We start from the raw sequence: 19,625 nt of genomic DNA, 5'->3' as shown, positions 1-19,625 counted from the left end.
GGAAGGGAATGAAGCTTTCGACCAAGGGTCGTTATGCCATGGTTGCAATGGCCGATATCGCTCTTCAACCGTCAGATAACCTTGTAACGTTGGGTGAAATTTCCGAACGACAGGACATTTCGCTGCCGTATCTAGAGCAACTGTTCGTAAAACTGCGTCGGGCGGATCTGGTATCATCGGTTCGCGGACCGGGTGGCGGGTACCGGCTGTCGCGGTCGCCATCAGAAATTCGAGTGGTCGAGATTCTTTCAGCCGTGGACGAAACTGTCGATGCGCTGCAAAAAGGCGCGGGGGCGTCTGGGGCGTCATCAGGTAGCCGGGCGCAATCGCTGAGTAACCGTTTGTGGGAAGGGCTTAGTGCCCATGTCTATGTTTTCCTGCATCAAACGCGGTTGTCAGATGTGATCAAAAACGATCTGGCCCCGTGCCCTGCTGTGCCGAGCCTTTTTGCAGTGGTGGATGAGTGAGGCGTTGCACTTGGCTATTGAATACGCGAAACCACTTCGCATTCGCAAAAAGATGAATCTATGAGTCGTGTTTATCTGGATCATAACGCAACGACTCCTCTGCGCCCTGAGGCCCGAGAGGCGATGATCGCGGCGATGGAGGTGTGTGGCAATCCGTCCTCGGTTCATGCCGAGGGGCGCGCGGCCAAAGCACTGGTCGAGCGTGCCCGGGCGCAAATCGCCACAGCCTTCGGGGCGGATGGGGCAGATGTTGTGTTCACCTCAGGTTCGACCGAAGGGGCGGCGCTGACGTTAGGTGGGCGGAAACTACATGGATCCGCCGTTGAGCATGATGCTGTAAGAGCTTGGATTAACGAAGATTTGTCGACGGATATGTCAGGTCGTGTTCTAGTGTCTGACCCTGCACACTCGACCCTGCAGTTGGCGAATTCTGAAACCGGGATCGTGCAGGCTTTACCTGCTGGGCTTGCGGTGACCGATGCAACACAGGCATTTGGCAAATTGCCGGTCGCCTTCAACTGGCTGGACACGCGGATGGCGCTGATCTCGGCTCATAAATTGGGCGGTCCAAAGGGTGTTGGCGCGGTTGTGATAAAACGCGGCACGGATTTGCCGGCCCAGATCAAGGGCGGCGGTCAGGAAATGGGTCGCCGGTCCGGTACGGAAAATGTCATTGGAATCGTGGGCTTCGGGGCCGCAGCAGAAGCGGCTGCAAGGGACCTTGCCAATGGCGTTTGGGAGCAAGTGAAAGAAATTAGAAATATTCTAGAAAATGCCCTTGAGGCCGGGTCTAAATTGACTATTTTTGTCGGGAAGGATCAGGACCGACTGCCAAACACATTATGCTTTGCCACCCCGGGATGGAAGGGCGAGACACAAGTTATGCAGATGGACCTGGCGGGGTTTGCCATCAGCGCGGGTTCTGCCTGTTCCAGTGGCAAGGTGCGCGCCAGCGCGGTCCTCACGGCAATGGGGTATGATGAGGTTGCGGCGGCCAGCGCGATACGCGTGTCGCTGGGACCTTTGACAAAAAAAGAAGATGTGCTGCGTTTCGCCGAAATGTGGCTTGAAAAAGAGAAAAAGCATCGCGCGCGTGCCGCGTGATCTGACGGAGTGAAGGAAATGGCCGCTTTGGACCAGACCCAGGTAAAAGAAGGCGTCGATCAGGAAACCGTGGATGCGGTGCGCGAGGTTGGCACCTATAAGTACGGCTGGGAAACCGATATCGAAATGGAGTACGCGCCCAAAGGTGTGAACCCGGATATCGTCAGACTGATCTCTGAAAAAAACGAAGAGCCCGAGTGGATGACCGAATGGCGTCTGGCGGCTTTTGAACGCTGGACCAAGATGGAAGAGCCAACTTGGGCGATGGTGCATTACCCGCCGATCGATTTTCAGGACCAGTATTACTATGCCCGTCCCAAGTCGATGGAAGAAAAGCCGAAATCGCTGGACGAGGTCGACCCCAAGCTATTGGCCACTTACGAAAAGCTGGGTATCCCGCTGAAAGAACAGATGATTTTGGCGGGTGTTGAGGGTGTCGAGAACGCCCCCGCCGAGGGTCGTAAGGTTGCTGTGGACGCCGTATTTGATTCGGTATCCGTTGGCACGACGTTCCAGGCTGAATTGAAACAGGCCGGCGTGATTTTCTGCTCGATCTCTGAGGCGATTAGGGAACACCCCGAACTGGTGAAAAAATATTTGGGTACCGTAGTTCCGGTATCAGATAACTTCTATGCCACGCTGAACTCGGCCGTGTTCTCGGACGGTTCGTTCGTTTACATCCCGCCGGGCGTTCGCTGCCCGATGGAGCTGAGCACCTATTTCCGTATCAACGCGGAAAACACGGGTCAGTTCGAGCGTACCCTAATCATCGCTGACAAGGGATCGTATGTCTCTTATCTGGAAGGCTGCACGGCGCCGCAGCGTGACACTGCGCAGCTGCACGCGGCTGTGGTTGAAATCATCGTCGAGGAAGACGCCGAGGTAAAATACTCGACGGTTCAGAACTGGTATCCCGGAGATGAGAACGGCAAGGGTGGCATCTACAACTTTGTGACCAAGCGTGCCGACTGTCGGGGGGATCGGTCCAAGGTGATGTGGACGCAGGTCGAAACCGGCTCGGCCGTTACATGGAAATACCCGTCCTGCATCCTGCGCGGCAATGAAAGCCAGGGTGAGTTCTATTCGATCGCGATTGCCAATAATTATCAGCAGGCCGACACCGGCACCAAGATGATTCACTTGGGCAAGAACACCAAGTCGCGCATCGTGTCTAAGGGTATCAGCGCAGGCAAAGCGCAGAACACCTATCGTGGTCTGGTGTCGATGCACCCGAAAGCGAAAGACAGTCGGAACTATACGCAGTGCGACAGCTTGCTGATCGGTGACAAATGCGGTGCGCATACGGTTCCCTATATCGAGGTCAAGAACAACTCCTCACGTGTTGAGCATGAGGCGACGACATCCAAGGTGGATGACGATCAGTTGTTCTATTGCCGTCAGCGTGGCATGGACGAGGAAGAAGCCGTGGCGCTGGTCGTCAACGGGTTCTGCAAGGACGTGCTGCAGGCTCTGCCGATGGAATTCGCGATGGAGGCGCAGCAGCTTGTTGCGATTTCACTAGAGGGTTCCGTCGGCTGATGACCCGCATCCGGAAAGATGATGTGTTGACCTGGCTTGGGTATGCGCTGCCTGTTTTGGGTGGTCTGCTCGGCGTGGCCTACGTGAACATCAACCACATGGAATTCATCAACCCGGTCTGGGCTGTCGGCGGTGGAGCAATCCTTGGATGGATTGCTGCGCGGCTGATCCGCAAAGTGCTGGGCTAGAAAATTATCGGGGTTGTGATGCCCCTTGCGATACGCAAAAGGAAAAATCATGCTGGAAATCAAGAACCTGCACGTACAGCTTGAAGACGAAGACAAGCAAATCCTCAAGGGCGTGGACCTGACGGTCGAACCCGGCAAGGTGCATGCGATTATGGGGCCGAACGGTTCAGGTAAGTCGACTCTCAGCTATGTGCTGTCGGGGCGCGACGGTTATGAGGTCACCGAAGGTGAGGCTACACTGGAGGGAGAGGACCTGCTGGATATGGAACCCGAAGAGCGCGCTGCCGCTGGTGTGTTTCTGGCATTCCAGTATCCGGTCGAAATTCCAGGCGTTGGCAACATGACCTTCCTGCGTACGGCTGTGAACGCACAACGCAAGGCGCGCGGACAAGAGGAACTGTCAGCGGCAGATTTCCTGAAAGAGGTGCGCGCCAAAGCCAAAACGCTGAAAATTGATGCTGATATGCTCAAGCGCCCGGTCAATGTTGGTTTCTCGGGTGGTGAGAAAAAGCGCAATGAAATCCTGCAGATGGCCATGTTGGAACCCAAGATGTGCATCATGGATGAAACTGACTCTGGTCTCGACGTGGATGCGATGAAGTTGGTTTCGGAAGGCGTGAACGCGTTGCGGGACGAAGGTCGGAGCTTTCTGGTCATCACCCACTATCAGCGTCTGCTGGATCACATCAAACCGGATGTCGTCCACATCATGGCCGACGGCCGCATCGTGAAAACCGGCGGGCCCGAGCTGGCGCTTGAAATTGAACATAACGGCTATGCCGACATTCTGGCCGAGGTGAACTGATGGCTTTGCCGCAAGCGAAACAAACCGCAACTCAGGAGCGGCTGGCCAGCATGACCATGCCCGCAGCCGGGTGCACCCGTGCCGCGCGCGAGGATGCTCTGGCTCGTGTGCAGGAAATGGGTCTGCCAGGGCGTCGTGATGAGTACTGGAAGTACACACATCCCGATACGCTGGTTTCAGCCGTGGCGCCACGTGCCGCAGTTTTCGATGCTGGTGAACCAATGCTGTTCGAAGATATGGACACGCTGCGCATTGTCTTCGTCGATGGCGTCTTCAGCCCCGAAGAATCCGATGATCTAAGCCTTGAAGGCGTCAGGATCGACCGGATTGAGGATATTTGCGGCAAGGACATACACTGGGCCAAGGAATTGTATGGCACGCTGGAACGCCGGGGGCAAACCCCGGTTGAACGTCCGCTGGCGGCGCTGAATACGGCGTTTGCCAAGGATGGGGTTGCGATCCATGTAACCAACACGCCGCCCAAGCCGATCTGTTTTGTCTACCGCCATGCCTCGGAAACTTCGGATGCGATGCTACATCACGTGATCCGCGTTGAATCCGGCGCCGAAGTGACCGTTCTTGAGGTTGGACCGGCTGCGTCGCGCTTTAACAAAAGCATGGAGATCGACATCGCCGACAAGGGCACGCTGCACCATGTGCGTGCACAAGGGCGCGATCATGAACGTCGGGCAATGACGCATATGTTCGCCCGTCTCGGCGAAGAGTCGACCTACAAGTCGTTTTGCCTGACAGCCAACGGCGTTTTGACCCGCAATGAACAGGTCGTCGAACTGACCGGTGACAATGCGGTTGCGCATGTTGCGGGTGCCTGTGTCGGAGACGGCGATTTCCACCACGATGACACCGTCTTTATCACGCATGACGCGGTGAATTGCGAAAGCCGTCAGGTTTTCAAGAAAGTGCTTCGTAACGGTGCGACAGGCGTGTTCCAGGGTAAGATTCTGGTGAAGGAAGGCGCGCAGAAGACTGATGGCTACCAGATCAGCCAGTCGCTGCTGCTGGATGATGACAGTCAGTTCCTCGCCAAACCTGAACTTGAGATCTATGCCGATGACGTTGCCTGTTCGCACGGCTCGACCTCGGGCGCGATTGATGAGACGGCTCTGTTCTACCTGCGGTCGCGCGGTGTTCCGGTCAAGGACGCCACCAACATGCTGACACTGGCCTTTTTGGCCGAGGCGGTTGACGAGATCGAAGACAGCGAAGTCGCCGAAAAGATCGTGGACCGTCTGGAAGATTGGTTGGCACGGCGCAGCTGATGCCTGTCACATCGGATATCGTGGCCACATACCGGGGGCCGGGGCGCGTGGTGCGCCGGCTTTTGGATTTAGGGCAGCGGGAAGACAGAGCGCTGATATTTGTTATGGGCTTCTGTATCGTGGCCTTTATCGCACAGCTTCCCAGTCTGGCGCGTCGGGCGCATCTAGAGGGGCTTGAGCTGAATATGCTAATGGGCGGGGCCCTACTGGGGACCGTGATTATCCTGCCACTGTTCTTCTATTTATTGGCGTTCGTCTCTTATGGCGCGGCGCGTCTGGTTGGTGGGAAAGGTTCGGCTTATGGTGCCCGATTGGCGTTGTTCTGGGCCTTGCTGTCGTCGACACCTTTAGTGTTGTTGAACGGACTGGTGGCGGGCCTTATTGGACCTGGGCCAGCGTTAACCTTAGTTGGGGCAGCGTGGCTTGGGGTGTTTATCTGGTTCTGGCTGGCTGGCCTCAGACAAGCGCAAAGGCAAGCGGAATGAATACCTCGACTCTTGGAAGCCTAGCAGTTCTAACCTTGACCAACCCTGCAGAGGCTGCTCGAAAATTGCTGACCTTTGGCGTCGGGCGTGACGTTCTTTGGCTCGGGTTCTTTCTGGCCGTTGTGTTGAACGGGCTGGTGCAGTTTGGGTTCGAACATCTGCTTCCTGCGCCGGAGGGCCTAAACCTTCCTGAACCCGAACCGATTTTCATGAGCCTGATCCGCTCGTCCGTCCTTATGTTGTTCAGCATCGGCGCGTTCCTATTCGTCGGGCGCTTGCTGGGCGGTCAGGGATCGTTTGAAGAAATCATGACGCTGACGGTCTGGTTACAGTACCTGCAGATCACGGCGATGTTCATTACGCTTATGTTTGCCATAGTTGCTCCGGTTCTGATGGTGCTGTTTTTGTTCGCCACAGCGTTGGTGAGCCTTTACGTCACGCTCCATTTCCTCAATGAAGCGCATAAATTCGGGACGCTTTGGAAATCCTTCGGGGTCATTGTGCTGTCTGCGTTGATAGCGGTGCCATTTGCCCTCGCTCTGACACCCAGCGGCCCGGTATAAGGATAAGAATATCATGTATGACGTAGATAAAATCCGCGCGGACTTTCCGATTCTGTCGCGTGAGGTGAACGGAAGGCCGCTGACTTATCTGGACAATGGGGCCTCGGCGCAGAAACCTCAGGCAGTCATTGACGCGGTCACGCGTGCCTATGCCGAGGAATACGCGAATGTGCATCGTGGTCTGCACTATCTGTCCAACCTAGCGACCGAAAAATATGAATCCGTCCGCGGAACTATTGCCCGGTTCCTTGGGGCGGCGGATGAGAATGAGATCGTCCTAAACTCGGGCACGACCGAGGGGATCAATCTTGTGGCCTATGGCTGGGCGATGCCGCGCCTGCAGGCCGGGGATGAGATTGTCCTTAGCGTGATGGAGCACCACGCCAACATCGTACCCTGGCATTTCCTGCGCGAACGCCAGGGGATTGTTCTGAAGTGGGTCGATATCGATGCGGATGGTGGGCTGGACCCACAGGCCGTGATTGATGCAATTGGTCCGAAGACCAAGCTGGTCGCAGTCACTCAATGCTCGAACGTGCTGGGGACTGTGGTGGACGTTAAGGCCATCACCCAAGGCGCCCACGCAAAAGGTGTTCCGGTTCTAGTCGATGGCAGCCAGGGCGCGGTGCATATGCCGGTCAATGTATCGGATATCGGCTGTGACTTTTATGCGATCACAGGGCACAAGCTGTATGGCCCGTCCGGTTCGGGCGCGATCTATATCAAATCCGAACGTATGGCCGAGATGCGCCCCTTTATCGGCGGCGGCGACATGATCAAAGAGGTCAGCAAAGATCAGGTGATCTATAACGACCCGCCCATGAAGTTCGAAGCCGGAACCCCTGGTATCGTGCAGACCATCGGGCTGGGCGTGGCGCTGGACTATATGATGGATCTGGGGATGGAGAACATCGCGGCGCATGAAGGCGCGCTTCGCGATTATGCAATGCAACGACTGACAGGGCTGAATTGGGTGCAGGTGCAGGGCACGCGCCCTGATAAGGCCGCTATTTTCAGCTTTACCTTGGATGGGGCAGGGCATGCGCATGACGTGTCGACAATCCTCGACAAGAAGGGCGTTGCCGTGCGGGCAGGTCATCATTGCGCTGGTCCACTGATGGATTTCTACGGCGTGACTGCGACCTGCCGCGCCAGCTTTGGTCTGTACAACACCAAAGATGAGGTCGACACGCTGGTCGATGCCCTTGAACTGGCGCATGATTTGTTTGCCTAAAAGCTGGTCGATTCGGGCAGATTTTCAGTTGCGCCCGGATCGGATCAAGGATAGCTAACGGCCAAGGCACCTGTAGCTCAGCTGGATAGAGCGCTGCCCTCCGAAGGCAGAGGCCAGAGGTTCGAATCCTCTCAGGTGCGCCATACTACTACCTTGCAAAAATTTCGTTTTCGGAGGCTCGGCGGGGCGCTTCGATCTGTCAGGTGGCGCATGGCTCGAAACTGTTTCAGATATACTTGCGAAGCTGAGTTCAGCTGATCGTTTAGCGATTCTAACGGCGGCCGTAGCGATGTCTACAGCGGTCAGAATAATCATTCCTCGTTGAAATCGAGTGATTTTTTATCTGTGCGCAGAATATGGCTCGGATTGTTCGGCTTTATTCGCCCAAACCTCGTGAGTACGCCGGAGACATTCGAATGATCGCCTACAGTCGGAAAGAAACGCTTGAGTTGCAGCCTAGATTGTGAGGAGTTGGGGTCAAAATCTAGCCACAGCTCGGTTTCTCTTGGGAATACGCGAGTGGAGCAACGTCGACGTCAGGAAATTCGTTGCGACGATCGAATTCAAGATTGGCTACAATGTCCGCCAGAACTCAGTGGCGCGGTCGATTTCTCAGAATATTCGCAGCGTTTTCGTGCGTGTTTGCAATGTCCTGAGGTTCCCTCTCAGAGGTTGGAATGTGTGATACTGCATCGTTGAGCTGTTTGGCAATTTCTTCTCTGGCATCTAGGTCCAATGCACCTTTTTTGGGTCAGTATTTCCATCAGAAAGCTCGTTACGTTGAGCAGCGTGGCCTAACGGGCTGTGGATATCTCTCGTAAGCGGACAATTTGATCCTGCAGTTGCTCGTTTGTTAAGGCCATCTTTCAAACTCCTTCATCTCTATATGGTTGCACATTTAAGGGTGGAACGGGGCGGGAGTCGTGTAAACCCCCATCCGGTGTCCGGAAGAGAGGAGAAGGGGCAGCATGAAAGGCTAGGCGAAATTGGTCTTGAAATAAAATTCACTTATTAGCACACGCTCAGCATGAGGCGCGCCAACGTCACTTGAAAAAACGGGGATTTACTTGGCTGGAGCACAAAGTAGTGAACACGCAGGTAGCAACTATGTTCGAGCGGATTCAAGTCTTCTTGGCAGGTTCACCCCAAAAATGGATTATCTCCGGGTCGCATAAATAGGAGCGCCTAAGGGCGCTCGTTGTCTCAAATCTTGTGGAAGATTTAGCCGCCCCAGCTACGAACTTCGCCACAATCCATGTGAACGAAATTTGAACGAGAGTATTTGCCAACGCCACCAGCACGGCAGGACATTGCGGCCTTGGCCATCTGCGATACCGAGCGCGACGACAGTCGCAGATCGGCCGCTTGACCCTTCATGTGCAACGAGTTCTTAGCAACCCGACGGGAACGGGAGCGAAGCATTGCGTTGGTTTGCGGGGACCGATAGCCGGACAGCAGCATGTAGGGTTCATTGACGTCCAGCAGGTTATGTGAGGCAGCCATGATGTCGATTGTGCGCAGGTCCATGTCTTTGGACTGATCGGTCCGCCAGTCGCGCATGAAGTGGTTCACTTCTTTGACAGCGTCCTTGATGTATTTGCCGTCGACCCAATATATCATATCAATCCGCTCACCCGTGCGACCGGAATACATACGAATACGGCGAATATCACCGCCGCCGCGAAGAAACCCTGCTGCATTGGAATAAGTCGGTGCTGCCACAACTGCCGTAGCTGCGAATGCGCCCAGAAGGGCACGCCGGGTCATGCCCGAAGTACTGCTCATCGTCATTTCAGTTTCGTCCCGTACTGTTCCTGCCTGCACACGATGTTACGCGCGCGTTCTTAATTTTTTCCCATCCCAGATGCGGGATTTATGACACAGACGCAAAAGTCAGCCAAGAAGTCTTTCAAATTCACCTTTTCAAGGGGGAATTTTCGGCAGTTTTTTGCGCAGGTGATGCGATTATGTATAATATTGAGACATTTGGCGGCGCATTTCCGCCGGGCGATGCAAACACGCATCACGCATCAAAAGATGCGCCAGGTTGATACGTTTGTGAATAGACAACCAACTCGCGGCGCAATCATAGTTTATCGGCACGCAATTTTGCGGCGTAGAAATAATAAAAATCAAGGCCATCTCATGTTCTCAGGTTTTCGGACGCGTACTGGTATTATTTTAACCGCATGTTTTCTGGCTTCGGCTTCCTTAGTGAATGCAGATTCCCGACCAGCGACTGCGTTTCAGATGGCTGTGGCCGAGTTCGCGCCTTCGGGTTCGGGAATCGCTGAGTACTACCGAGAGGCTGGTTTTGTCCCGATCTGGGTGGGCGAAACGCCTCAACACACCGCGCGCCGCGTTCGTTTGATCCGCGCGTTGTCGTCGATCGATATGCATGGATTGCCGCAAGGGACAATTAGCGTTCAAGCGCTGGTGGAGCAGATGCAGGGCGCACGCTCAACGCGTGATCTGGGTGCCGTGGAAATCAAGCTCAGCCGAGCATTTGTGGAATACGCACGGAACGTTCAATCTGGTGCGCTGCGTCCGTCTCAGATCGACGACGGCTTGGTTCGGAAAGTTCACAGAGCCTCGGCAAAAGAACATTTGCAAGGGCTAGTCACAGCCGAGGGGGATGCGTATTTCGATCGGCTAGCCCCGCAGACGACCCAATACCGGGCGTTGATGAAGCAGAAACTGGTGTTGCAGAACCTCATTCACCAAGGTGGATGGGGTGCGACTGTTCCAGTGGCAAAGCTGGAATATGGCGACACCGGACCTAATGTAATAAAGCTGCGGAACCGTTTGGTTTCCATGGGATATTTACGCTCGACCGCCAGCCCAAAATTCGATGCGGCTATGTTGGCTGCGGTCCAGGCATTCCAGACCGACCACGGGCTTGCACCGGATGGGGTGGCTGGGCAGGGCACGATTACCGAGCTGAACCGCAGCGCCTCGGACCGTCTCAAAGCAGTCTATGTTGCGCTCGAGCGTGAGCGTTGGTTGCCGCGCGAACGAGGCGAGCGGCACATCCTGGTGAATCAGGCCGATTTCTCGGCCAAGATTGTGGATGACGGGCTGGTAACGTTTGAAACCCGCGCTGTTATTGGCAAGAACACCCATGACCGTCGCAGCCCGGAATTCTCGGACGAGATGGAGCACATGGTTATCAACCCCAGTTGGTATGTGCCGCGCTCGATTATCACCAAGGAATACCTGCCTCAGCTGCAGTCCAACCCCAACGCCGTTGGTCATATCCAGATCACTGACCGCAGCGGGCGGCAGGTCAACCGCGGAGCGGTGGATTTCACCCAATTCAACGCCCGGAACTTCCCGTTTGCAATGCGCCAACCTCCCAGCAAGAGCAACGCGTTGGGGTTGGTGAAGTTCATGTTCCCCAACAAGTACAACATATATCTACATGATACGCCTCAAAAAAGTCTGTTCGCGCGTGAGGTGCGGGCGTTCTCACACGGATGTATCCGTCTAGCAGACCCGTTTGATTTCGCCTATGCGCTGCTGGCTAAGCAGGAAGAAGACCCTAAGGCGTTTTTCCAGCGCGTTTTGGCGACCGGAAAGGAAACCACGGTGCAGCTTGAACAACACGTTCCGGTCCACCTGATCTATCGCACGGCCTATATCGACCCGAAGGGACAGGTGCAGTACCGCCGGGACGTCTATGACCGTGATCGGAAAATCTGGGAGGCCTTGCAGAAAGCAGGGGTGGCCCTGCCGGACGTTCAGGGGTAATCAGCAGGGCAGATCCTTAAACCGGGAAGCCCGATATGCACTACACCATCCAGCAAATCGCCGACGCTCTTGGGGCGGACAGCCATGGCGATACCAGCCTAATCGTTAATCGTGCGGCTGAACCGGGCGATGCGGCGGCGACCGATCTGGCGATGGCGATGTCTCCGAAATACGCTGAGGCGCTCAGCAGTGGTTCAGCGAAGGCGGCTGTATTGTGGGAAGGCGCTGATTGGCAATCCTTGGGGCTTGAGGCTGCTATTTTTGTTCCCCGTCCGCGTATGGCGATGGCCGGAATAACCGCAATGCTGGATCGCGGTCAGGGTGTTGCGCCTGGTATCCACCCTTCGGCCGTGATCGACCAGACTGCGGAAATCGCCGAGGACGCCTCCATTGGCCCCTTGGCTGTTATCGGAGCGCGGGTTCGTATCGGCAAGGGCGCGGTCATCGGTCCGCATTGCGTGATCGGCATGGACGCGGTTCTGGGCGACAATGCTGTTTTGCGTGAGATGGTCAGCATCGGGGCCCGGGCGCAGATCGGTGACCGTTTCATTGCTCAGCCGGGTGCACGGATCGGGGGCGACGGCTTCAGCTTTGTCACGCCTGAGGTCTCGGATGTAGAAAACGTCCGTAAAACAATGGGCGACAAGGGCGATGCGCGGGCGCAAAACTGGCTGCGCATCCACTCACTGGGCGCAGTCGAAATCGGGGATGACGTCGAAGTTGGTGCCAATTGCACGGTCGACAATGGAACAATCCGGAATACATGCATTGGTGATGGGTCGAAACTGGATAACCTAGTGCATGTCGGCCACAACACCCGTGTTGGGCAGGATTGTCTGCTCTGTGGTCAGACCGGCGTGTCCGGCTCGGTTGAGATCGGCAATAACGTGGTTTTGGGAGGTCAAACCGGTGTGGTCGACAATATCTTTATCGGCAATGGCGTGATAGCAGGGGGTGGCACAAAAATCCTGTCCAATGTTCCCGCGGGTCGGGTCATCATGGGGTATCCGGGGATCAAAATGGAAACCCATACCGACATCTACAAAGCACAACGCCGCTTGCCGCGCATGGCGCGTGACGTCGAGGCGTTGAAAAAGGCTGTTTTCAAACAGCCTCCGAGAGATTAAATCATCCGCAACGGGATAATCAGAGGACCGACATGAGCATCACCGACCGCGTCATCGCAATCATTGCTGAGCAGGCCGTGCTGGAGCCTTCGGACGTCACGCCCGAAAGTACGCTTGAAGATCTGGGAATCGACAGCCTGGGTCTGGTCGAGAGCATTTTCGCCATCGAGGAAGAGTTCGACATTTCGGTCCCGTTCAACGCCAACGAACCTCAAGCCAGCGATTTCGATATTTCCAACGTTGCTGCGATCATTGCCGGGATCGAAAAGCTTGTGTCGGAAAAGGTCTGACATAACCTCATGAAACGCGTTGTCATTACCGGGGCCGGGACGATCAATTCGCTGGGTCATTCTGTCCCCGATACGCTGGAGGCCATGCGCGAAGGGCGTTGTGGCATCTCGGATCTTGAATTCCGCGATGTTGAGCGGCTATCCATAAAAATCGGCGGTCAGGTGCGCGGGTTCGAGGCGGAAGGGCGGTTCAACCGTCAACAGATGAGCCTTTATGACCGCTTTACGCAATTCACGCTGACGGCCGCGAAAGAGGCGATTGACCAGTCGGGGATCGAGTTCCACGGTGATCTTGCCGCCCGGTCCGGCGTCGTTCTGGGCACAGCGGGTGGTGGGGTATCCACCTGGGATGACAATTACCGTTCAGTTTATGAGGACGGGAAGAACCGCGTTCATCCGTTTGTCGTACCAAAACTGATGAACAACGCTGCGGCCAGCCATGTGTCGATGGAACACAACCTGAAAGGGCCAAGTTTTACTGTCTCGACTGCCTGCGCGTCATCCAATCACGCGATGGCTTTAGCTTTTCAAATGGTGCGTAGCGGTGCCGCACCGGCGATGATCACAGGCGGGTCTGAATCCATGTTGTGTTTTGGCGGCGTCAAGGCTTGGGAAGGTCTGCGTGTGATGTCCAAGGACGCTTGCCGCCCGTTCAGCGCCAACCGAAATGGTATGGTGCAGGGCGAAGGGGCCGGTATTTTCGTCTTTGAAGAGTATGAACATGCCCGCGCCCGTGGCGCGGATATCCTTTGCGAGGTTGTTGGCTTTGCCATGTCCTCGGACGCATCAGATATCGTGATGCCTAGCAAACAGGGCGCTGCACGCGCTATGTCAGGTGCGCTGGCGGACGCTAAACTGAATGCGGATCAAGTGGGGTATATTAATGCCCATGGAACAGGCACGGCAGCAAACGACAAAACCGAATGCGCGGCAGTTGCGGATGTATTCGGGCCACACGCGGACGACCTGATGATTTCGTCTACGAAATCTATGCATGGACATCTGATCGGTGGCACTGGCGCGGTAGAGTTGTTGGCCTGTATCATGGCGCTGCGCGACGGGGTGATTGCCCCCACGATTGGTTATGAGGAACCTGATCCGGAATGCGCCTTGGATGTGGTGCCTAACGAGGCCCGCGAAGCTAAAATTGACGTGGCGCTTAGCAATGCCTTCGCTTTCGGAGGGCTGAATGCAGTTCTGGCACTGAAGCGGGCCTAATGTTCAGACTGTAGAACGCAAGAACGCCGCCCGTAAATTCAGGCGGCGTTATCTTTTTGTCAGAACATTAGTTTTGGATGACTTCTAGCTGGTCGAATCCGGCAGTAAAGCCAGCCAGAGAAATCTCCAACTGCAGCGCTTGTGAGGGAGCCAGAACCGAAACCATAGACAGGGTTCCTTTGGTACCGCTTTTCATTGCTTCGACATCTTGCTGCGTAAAGCCAACTTGCGCGAGACATCCAACGGGGTTGCAGTGGTGAAAGTTGTACCGCTTGCCCGGTGCCCCGTCGATCGACAGCGCCAGCTGCGCTTGAAGCAGCACTTCAAGTGGCACAATGACAGTAGCGCCAGCCGCAGCCGGAGCTGTTTCGGGTAGCTTTTCGATCGTTATTTCCGCTACAGGTTGACCTTGTTGTCCGGTCAAAATCTGCCGCATCGCGCACGGTTCGTTTTCAGTCTCCGTTTTGATGCACATAATTGCCCAGTCACCGGTTTCTTCCTTGAGGTATTGCTCGCCGATGCGAGGCCCGGATTCCCCTAGGTCCAGACCAGGCGCGACTTGGGTTTGCGGGGTCTCAGTATCCTGATTTGTTTCCTGCGCATAAGCGACCCCACACCAAAGCGTAGCGGCCACAAGGCTGAGAGATAGAGTGTTCTTGATCATGAATGCCTCGGCAATGTGATTGAGCTTTTTGTCCGGTCTAACACCCTAGGAACATGGTGTCAGGCATTAAGCTGCGCAAACTAGCGGTTGTGATCGGATTTTTGCCGTTTTCCGGCGTTACAGGCCGCTCTTATACAAATGAGAAAGGGAGCCGGTGGAGCGGCTCCCTTTCAAAAATTTTCTCCCCGTCGGACTGGCCGACTTAGTTATGCGCAGACGTTACGAGAGGCGATGGCATGCGTCAACTGAAAACCTGAATTTTTAATGGAAGATCAAGCCCAGATTTAAAAAAACCGCGCCCAAAGGCGCGGTCAGTCGACAGGGAGGAAGTTTGCCGCCCATCACCTGTGACAGCGTAGGCAGCAAATTGACTATCGCAGTCAAAGGTTAACTTTGTATGCTGGGTCGAGATCGGTGGAAATTTAGGCCTTACATACATGGACAAAAACATCTTTCTGGGCGGCGCGGGTGAAGATTATAGCCAGCCTCAATCCTTGACGTTGAAATATGCCAACCGCCACGGGCTGATCGCCGGGGCGACGGGAACAGGAAAAACAGTGACGCTGCAAATTCTGGCAGAAGGGTTTTCTGCGGCGGGTGTCCCAGTGTTTCTATCGGATGTAAAAGGCGATTTGTCCGGACTCGCCAAAGCGGGCAGTGAAAGCCACAAACTGCATCAGGCGTTTCAGGATCGCGCTACACGCATTGGATTTCAGGACTACGCCTATTCCGCGTGCCCGGTGACATTTTGGGATTTATTTGGCGAACAGGGCCATCCGGTGCGAACCACCGTCACCGAAATGGGACCATTGCTGCTGTCCCGCCTTATGGATTTAAGCGAAGCGCAAGAGGGTATCTTGAACATCGCTTTCCGTGTTGCGGACGAAGAAGGGATGCCGCTGCTGGATCTTAAGGATCTGCAGGCTTTGCTTGTCTGGATCGGTGAAAACAGGGCGCAGTTATCCTTGCGCTATGGCAATGTCTCAACCGCTTCTATCGGAGCAATCCAGCGACGCCTTTTGGTTTTGGAGAATCAAGGCGGGACCAACCTGTTTGGAGAACCCGCGCTGGAATTGGCCGATCTGATGCGCACTGACGCAAACGGGCAGGGTGTAGTGAACATTCTTGCCTCGGACAAGTTGATGGGATCGCCGCGCCTGTATGCGACTTTTCTCCTATGGTTGTTGAGCGAACTATTCGAAGAACTGCCCGAGGTCGGTGACCCCGACAAGCCCAAGCTGGTGTTCTTCTTTGATGAGGCGCATTTGCTTTTCGACGATGCGCCCAAGGTTTTGGTCGACAAGGTGGAACAAGTCGCACGGCTGATCCGGTCCAAGGGCGTCGGCGTTTATTTCATCTCGCAAAATCCGGCTGATATTCCCGAGGATATTCTAGGCCAACTTGGCAACCGTGTGCAGCACGCGTTGCGCGCCTTTACCGCCCGGGATCGCAAGAACCTGCGCTTGGCTGCCGAGACCTATCGCGAAAATCCTGCCTTCGACACGGAAACCGCAATCCGTGAGGTTGGCGTGGGTGAGGCAGTCACGTCGATGCTGCAGAAAAAGGGCGTGCCGGGCATTGTCGAGCGGACGCTGATCCGGCCACCGGGAACGCAGCTTGGGCCGATCACGGCGTCCGAGCGTCAAGCGGTTGTCGCGGCGTCGCCGATGCAAGTTAAATATGGAACATTGAAAGATCGGAAGTCGGCCTTTGAAATCCTGCAGGCGCGTGCGGATCAGGCCGCGCAGGCGGCCGCGAAAGCGGAAGAGCAAGAGGATACGCAAACCATGGCCGAGCGCGAATTTGCCACGGCCCGACGGTATTCCGGCAACCGGGTCGGGCGGTCTTCATCCCGCGTAACGCGGCAGAAGGATACATTTGCCACGGCCATGAGCGAGGCCGTAATCAAAGAGCTGAAAGGTACCACTGGCCGCCGTATCGTACGCGGTATTTTGGGTGGGTTGTTCAAGGCCAGATGACCTTGGAGCACCGCGTAGCCAAGCGCCGCGCGGTGCTAATCAGGTTATTTCAGACGTCGCTGACCTTCTTGACGGCAGTATCCGTCAGCCTCGGCGACTGACATTTTGGTTGCCGGATAGTCGATGGCACGATCCCAGATGACGCGATCCGGACGATACAATTGGCAAGTCACCACACCCTTAGAGGTCTGGACCTTGACCGGGTCGGTTTCCAGATCTTCGGGCGAAGGGATACATGCCGTCAAGCTGGCGACAACCGGCAGCATTAGGATCTTTGGGATAAACGAAGTTTTCATGTGTCGTCTTCTTACTCTCGAGAGGTGACCTGTAGTATCAGCGTCAACTGACTAATTAACCGTGAAGGCGATCTGGCGCAGGTCCGGAATGTGCCCAACGATAATTCGGTCTATTAAGGTTCGGTTCATGAATCAAGAAACCGCGCCGATTTTGCGGCGCGGTTCCGATTTTTCCCCGGAATGTGATTTATTTCTCGGGGATCAGGCCTCTTGGACTGAATCTGAGAACAATCAACAAGATCAAACCCATTGTGAGCAGACGCATATGTGCGGCGCTTCCGATCAGATGGGCCTTGAGCGCACTGCCATCGGGCAGTCCGGAAGTAATCAGGTTCATCAGCCACAGGCCAATCGGTTCGACCTGAACCCATAGGAACCAGATGACGAACGCGCCCAGAACGGCACCGAAATTGTTGCCAGAACCGCCTACGATCACCATCACCCAGACTAGGAAGGTAAACCGCAATGGCTGATACGCGCTGGGGGTCAACTGGCCGTCCAGCGTAGTCATCATGGCACCGGCAATGCCGCAGATGGCCGAACCCAGTACAAAGATCTGCAGGTGGCGGCGGGTGACGTCCTTACCCATCGCTTCGGCCGCGACTTCGTTGTCACGAATGGCGCGCATCATACGGCCCCATGGGCTGTTCAACGCTTTTTGCGCCATCCAAAGCAACACTAGTAGAACGATCAGGAACAGCAGTGAATAGCCCAGTTTGACCGCCAACGTCGAAGCCGTGACGGTGTCCAGTCCTAACCATTCAGCACGCGCCACAAATCCAGGATCATTTTGCAGATCAACTTCGTATCCGACGACCGGAGCTGGGCGCGGGATACCGTAGACGTTTTTGACGCCTCGGGCCAGCCAGTCCTCGTTTTTCAGAATCGCGATAATGATCTCGGCAATACCCAGCGTTGCAATAGCCAGATAGTCCGAGCGCAAGCCCAAAGCGGTTTTACCAATCAGCCACGCAGCGCCCGCAGCCAAAAGCCCACCCGCTGGCCAGGCCAGAAGGACGGGCAGGTTCAGACCGCCGAGGTTACCCGCAACAGCCGGCTCAATCGCCTCGACCGCAGCAGTATTTGGATCAAGTACAGCGCGGAAAATAAAGAAGCCGACGACAAGAATGGCGATAATCGAGATGGTTCGCACCCGACCTTTGGGCATCTTCTTCGCCACAAGAACTGTGGCCACTACGGTTGCCGCTCCCAACAGCAGGGCCAGAACAATGCCGAACCCACCTGCTGACCAGGCCCCGGGAGTGGTCGGGGTCGAGATCAGCACGACAGCAAGGCCGCCAAGCGCAACAAAGCCCATGACACCGACGTTGAACAGACCGGCAAAGCCCCATTGCAGGTTTACCCCAAGCGCCATGATGGCTGAGATCAGCCCCATGTTCAGGATCAGGATCGCAGCGTTCCAGCTTTGCGTGAAACCGGTCAGCAGGATCAGACCACCGACGACAGCAAAAAGCAGTGTGTTTCTGACAGGCTCGGTCATACTGCTTTCCCCTTAAACAGACCCGTAGGTTTGAACAAAAGCACGATCAGCAGGATGACAAAGCTGACGGCGAATTTGTAATCGGTGGACAGGAATTGCACCAATCCCGAAGGTTCCAGATTCTCCGGTGCCAGATAGGTCAGCACCTTTTTCCAGGCATAGGTGATCGTGACCTCGGAAAAGGCGATGATGAACCCGCCTGCAATGGCACCCACTGGGTTACCCAACCCTCCTACGATAGCCGAGGCGAAAATCGGCAGTAGTAGTTGGAAATAGACGAAAGGCTTGAAGCTCTTGTCGAGGCCATAAAGCACGCCCGCCGTTGTGGCCAGCGCCGCAACGATAATCCAAGTGATCATCACGACACGCTCGGGGTTGATGCCGGACAGCAGGGCCAGATCTTCATTATCCGAATAAGCGCGCATTGACTTGCCAGTGCGTGTCTTATTGAGGAACCAGAACAAAAGAACCACGGCGACGACCGCAACGATGACCGTAATACCCTGAGAAGTCTTGATCGCCAGCCCCTCATTCAACCCGGTCATGGCCTTAAATTCGCGTGCGGAAATTAGAAACCGCTGACCGTCTGAAAACCTCTGATCGTCCGGGCCGATGATGAAACGTACCAGACCGTTCATGATGAACATCACGCCCATCGAGACGATAACCAAAATGACCGGTTTGGCCTTTTGTTCGCGATAGAACCGATAAACCAGACGATCAGTGATCAGCACCAGAACGATACAGCCTAGAATGGCAAAGGGCAGGGCGAGCAGCGCAGTAGGTAACGGACCAAAACTGATCCCAACGGCCTGCAGCCCCCAGGTGACAAGAACAGCGATCATCGCGCCAAAGGCCATCGTGTCGCCATGGGCGAAGTTGGAAAACCGCAGGATGCCGTAGATCAGAGTGACCCCCAGCGCCCCCAGTGCAAGCTGGCTGCCATAAGCAATCGCAGGCACCAGTACAAAATTCGCAAGCGCGACAAGCGCGTTCAGTATGTCCATTTCACCTTCCCATTCCGCCGGGTGCGGCCTTATGGCATACCCGCACGCAAAGACACAATATTTCAACGGTTATGGACAGCAGAATTCCGTAGAAAAACTGCAATTGCGCAGCGTTCTTTACTGGCAGT

General features: G+C 55.4%; 19 protein-coding genes and 1 tRNA gene. 15 read left to right on the top strand and 5 right to left on the bottom strand.

What is annotated here, in order from left to right; genetic code table 11:
* The first annotated feature begins 8 nt into the window (after positions 1-8).
* From iscR to ACR0DT_RS02085, 10 genes are all read left to right on the top strand, one after another.
* A complete protein-coding gene (iscR, locus tag ACR0DT_RS02130) occupies positions 9-467 on the top strand; it encodes a Fe-S cluster assembly transcriptional regulator IscR (protein WP_480709166.1) in 459 nt (152 codons plus the stop codon).
* Positions 468-527: 60 nt separating this feature from the next.
* Positions 528-1,571, top strand: coding sequence for a cysteine desulfurase family protein (locus ACR0DT_RS02125; protein WP_480709165.1), 1,044 nt, complete (start codon positions 528-530; stop codon positions 1,569-1,571).
* An 18-nt stretch (positions 1,572-1,589) separates the two neighbouring features.
* Positions 1,590-3,110 carry a Fe-S cluster assembly protein SufB gene (gene sufB / locus ACR0DT_RS02120; RefSeq protein ID WP_480709164.1) on the top strand — a complete coding sequence of 507 codons (1,521 nt, stop codon included), beginning with the start codon at positions 1,590-1,592 and terminating at the stop codon, positions 3,108-3,110.
* Positions 3,110-3,298 carry a hypothetical protein gene (locus ACR0DT_RS02115; RefSeq protein WP_480709163.1) on the top strand — a complete coding sequence of 63 codons (189 nt, stop codon included), beginning with the start codon at positions 3,110-3,112 and terminating at the stop codon, positions 3,296-3,298. The genes sufB and ACR0DT_RS02115 overlap by 1 nt, the downstream gene beginning before the upstream one ends.
* A 49-nt stretch (positions 3,299-3,347) precedes the next feature.
* Positions 3,348-4,103 (top strand): Fe-S cluster assembly ATPase SufC, encoded by a 756-nt coding sequence (gene sufC, locus ACR0DT_RS02110; RefSeq protein WP_480709162.1) that lies wholly within the window; start codon positions 3,348-3,350, stop codon positions 4,101-4,103.
* Complete coding sequence (locus ACR0DT_RS02105; RefSeq protein WP_480709161.1) at positions 4,103-5,383, top strand: SufB/SufD family protein; 1,281 nt, start codon at positions 4,103-4,105, stop codon at positions 5,381-5,383. Before sufC ends, ACR0DT_RS02105 begins: the two co-directional genes overlap by 1 nt.
* The gene (locus ACR0DT_RS02100; RefSeq protein WP_480709160.1) at positions 5,383-5,868 is read left to right on the top strand and encodes a YIP1 family protein; all 486 of its coding nucleotides are present in this window, start codon (positions 5,383-5,385) and stop codon (positions 5,866-5,868) included. Before ACR0DT_RS02105 ends, ACR0DT_RS02100 begins: the two co-directional genes overlap by 1 nt.
* Before the next feature lie 35 nt (positions 5,869-5,903).
* On the top strand, positions 5,904-6,431 hold the full coding sequence (locus tag ACR0DT_RS02095) for a YIP1 family protein (RefSeq protein WP_480709159.1): 528 nt from the start codon (positions 5,904-5,906) through the stop codon (positions 6,429-6,431).
* 13 nt (positions 6,432-6,444) lie between these two features.
* Positions 6,445-7,665, top strand: coding sequence for a cysteine desulfurase (locus ACR0DT_RS02090; RefSeq protein ID WP_480709158.1), 1,221 nt, complete (start codon positions 6,445-6,447; stop codon positions 7,663-7,665).
* A gap of 66 nt (positions 7,666-7,731) precedes the next feature.
* Positions 7,732-7,808: transfer RNA gene (locus tag ACR0DT_RS02085), tRNA-Arg, on the top strand.
* Positions 7,809-8,886: 1,078 nt separating this feature from the next.
* On the opposite strand, the gene mepK is transcribed toward ACR0DT_RS02085, so the two are convergent.
* Complete coding sequence (gene mepK / locus ACR0DT_RS02080) at positions 8,887-9,456, bottom strand: peptidoglycan L,D-endopeptidase MepK (protein ID WP_480709157.1); 570 nt, start codon at positions 9,454-9,456, stop codon at positions 8,887-8,889.
* Between the two features lie 354 nt (positions 9,457-9,810).
* Here mepK and ACR0DT_RS02075 point away from each other — a divergent pair, with 354 nt between their 5' ends.
* From ACR0DT_RS02075 to ACR0DT_RS02060, 4 genes are read left to right on the top strand one after another with little or no spacing between them, the layout of a single operon-like run.
* Positions 9,811-11,415, top strand: a complete 1,605-nt coding sequence (locus ACR0DT_RS02075; RefSeq protein WP_480709156.1) for a L,D-transpeptidase family protein — start codon at positions 9,811-9,813, stop codon at positions 11,413-11,415.
* 35 nt (positions 11,416-11,450) lie between these two features.
* The gene (lpxD, locus tag ACR0DT_RS02070; protein WP_480709155.1) at positions 11,451-12,542 is read left to right on the top strand and encodes a UDP-3-O-(3-hydroxymyristoyl)glucosamine N-acyltransferase; all 1,092 of its coding nucleotides are present in this window, start codon (positions 11,451-11,453) and stop codon (positions 12,540-12,542) included.
* A gap of 32 nt (positions 12,543-12,574) precedes the next feature.
* Positions 12,575-12,832 (top strand): acyl carrier protein, encoded by a 258-nt coding sequence (locus ACR0DT_RS02065; protein ID WP_170348740.1) that lies wholly within the window; start codon positions 12,575-12,577, stop codon positions 12,830-12,832.
* A gap of 9 nt (positions 12,833-12,841) precedes the next feature.
* Positions 12,842-14,050 carry a beta-ketoacyl-[acyl-carrier-protein] synthase family protein gene (locus ACR0DT_RS02060; RefSeq protein WP_480709154.1) on the top strand — a complete coding sequence of 403 codons (1,209 nt, stop codon included), beginning with the start codon at positions 12,842-12,844 and terminating at the stop codon, positions 14,048-14,050.
* A 67-nt stretch (positions 14,051-14,117) separates the two neighbouring features.
* Here ACR0DT_RS02060 and ACR0DT_RS02055 read toward each other — a convergent pair whose 3' ends face one another.
* Positions 14,118-14,714, bottom strand: a complete 597-nt coding sequence (locus tag ACR0DT_RS02055) for an invasion associated locus B family protein (RefSeq protein ID WP_480709153.1) — start codon at positions 14,712-14,714, stop codon at positions 14,118-14,120.
* Between the two features lie 437 nt (positions 14,715-15,151).
* Between ACR0DT_RS02055 and ACR0DT_RS02050 the strand changes: the two genes are divergently transcribed.
* Complete coding sequence (locus ACR0DT_RS02050) at positions 15,152-16,693, top strand: helicase HerA-like domain-containing protein (protein ID WP_480709152.1); 1,542 nt, start codon at positions 15,152-15,154, stop codon at positions 16,691-16,693.
* Between the two features lie 44 nt (positions 16,694-16,737).
* Here the strand turns inward: ACR0DT_RS02050 and ACR0DT_RS02045 are convergent, their stop codons facing one another.
* The 3 genes from ACR0DT_RS02045 to ACR0DT_RS02035 all read right to left on the bottom strand — a co-directional run bounded on the left by ACR0DT_RS02045 (position 16,738) and on the right by ACR0DT_RS02035 (position 19,497).
* Positions 16,738-16,989: a hypothetical protein gene (locus ACR0DT_RS02045; RefSeq protein WP_480709151.1), complete on the bottom strand. Its 252-nt coding sequence runs from the start codon at positions 16,987-16,989 to the stop codon at positions 16,738-16,740.
* A 187-nt stretch (positions 16,990-17,176) separates the two neighbouring features.
* Positions 17,177-18,490, bottom strand: coding sequence for a branched-chain amino acid ABC transporter permease (locus tag ACR0DT_RS02040; protein WP_480709150.1), 1,314 nt, complete (start codon positions 18,488-18,490; stop codon positions 17,177-17,179).
* Positions 18,487-19,497 (bottom strand): branched-chain amino acid ABC transporter permease, encoded by a 1,011-nt coding sequence (locus tag ACR0DT_RS02035; RefSeq protein ID WP_480709149.1) that lies wholly within the window; start codon positions 19,495-19,497, stop codon positions 18,487-18,489. The genes ACR0DT_RS02040 and ACR0DT_RS02035 overlap by 4 nt, the downstream gene beginning before the upstream one ends.
* Between the last annotated feature and the right edge of the window lie 128 nt (positions 19,498-19,625).

The organism is Ruegeria sp. BI11, assembly GCF_056538005.1.
This window is presented reverse-complemented; position numbering and strand designations above follow the sequence as displayed.

Bases quoted from the DNA above. Each gene is read 5' to 3' on its own strand.
- iscR (WP_480709166.1), top strand. From the start codon at position 9: ATGAAGCTTTCGACCAAGGGTCGTTATGCCATGGTTGCAATGGCCGAT.
- ACR0DT_RS02125 (WP_480709165.1), top strand. From the start codon at position 528: ATGAGTCGTGTTTATCTGGATCATAACGCAACGACTCCTCTGCGCCCT.
- sufB (WP_480709164.1), top strand. From the start codon at position 1,590: ATGGCCGCTTTGGACCAGACCCAGGTAAAAGAAGGCGTCGATCAGGAA.
- ACR0DT_RS02115 (WP_480709163.1), top strand. From the start codon at position 3,110: ATGACCCGCATCCGGAAAGATGATGTGTTGACCTGGCTTGGGTATGCG.
- sufC (WP_480709162.1), top strand. From the start codon at position 3,348: ATGCTGGAAATCAAGAACCTGCACGTACAGCTTGAAGACGAAGACAAG.
- ACR0DT_RS02105 (WP_480709161.1), top strand. From the start codon at position 4,103: ATGGCTTTGCCGCAAGCGAAACAAACCGCAACTCAGGAGCGGCTGGCC.
- ACR0DT_RS02100 (WP_480709160.1), top strand. From the start codon at position 5,383: ATGCCTGTCACATCGGATATCGTGGCCACATACCGGGGGCCGGGGCGC.
- ACR0DT_RS02090 (WP_480709158.1), top strand. From the start codon at position 6,445: ATGTATGACGTAGATAAAATCCGCGCGGACTTTCCGATTCTGTCGCGT.
- mepK (WP_480709157.1), bottom strand. From the start codon at position 9,456: ATGACGATGAGCAGTACTTCGGGCATGACCCGGCGTGCCCTTCTGGGC.
- ACR0DT_RS02075 (WP_480709156.1), top strand. From the start codon at position 9,811: ATGTTCTCAGGTTTTCGGACGCGTACTGGTATTATTTTAACCGCATGT.
- lpxD (WP_480709155.1), top strand. From the start codon at position 11,451: ATGCACTACACCATCCAGCAAATCGCCGACGCTCTTGGGGCGGACAGC.
- ACR0DT_RS02065 (WP_170348740.1), top strand. From the start codon at position 12,575: ATGAGCATCACCGACCGCGTCATCGCAATCATTGCTGAGCAGGCCGTG.
- ACR0DT_RS02060 (WP_480709154.1), top strand. From the start codon at position 12,842: ATGAAACGCGTTGTCATTACCGGGGCCGGGACGATCAATTCGCTGGGT.
- ACR0DT_RS02055 (WP_480709153.1), bottom strand. From the start codon at position 14,714: ATGATCAAGAACACTCTATCTCTCAGCCTTGTGGCCGCTACGCTTTGG.
- ACR0DT_RS02050 (WP_480709152.1), top strand. From the start codon at position 15,152: ATGGACAAAAACATCTTTCTGGGCGGCGCGGGTGAAGATTATAGCCAG.
- ACR0DT_RS02045 (WP_480709151.1), bottom strand. From the start codon at position 16,989: ATGAAAACTTCGTTTATCCCAAAGATCCTAATGCTGCCGGTTGTCGCC.
- ACR0DT_RS02040 (WP_480709150.1), bottom strand. From the start codon at position 18,490: ATGACCGAGCCTGTCAGAAACACACTGCTTTTTGCTGTCGTCGGTGGT.
- ACR0DT_RS02035 (WP_480709149.1), bottom strand. From the start codon at position 19,497: ATGGACATACTGAACGCGCTTGTCGCGCTTGCGAATTTTGTACTGGTG.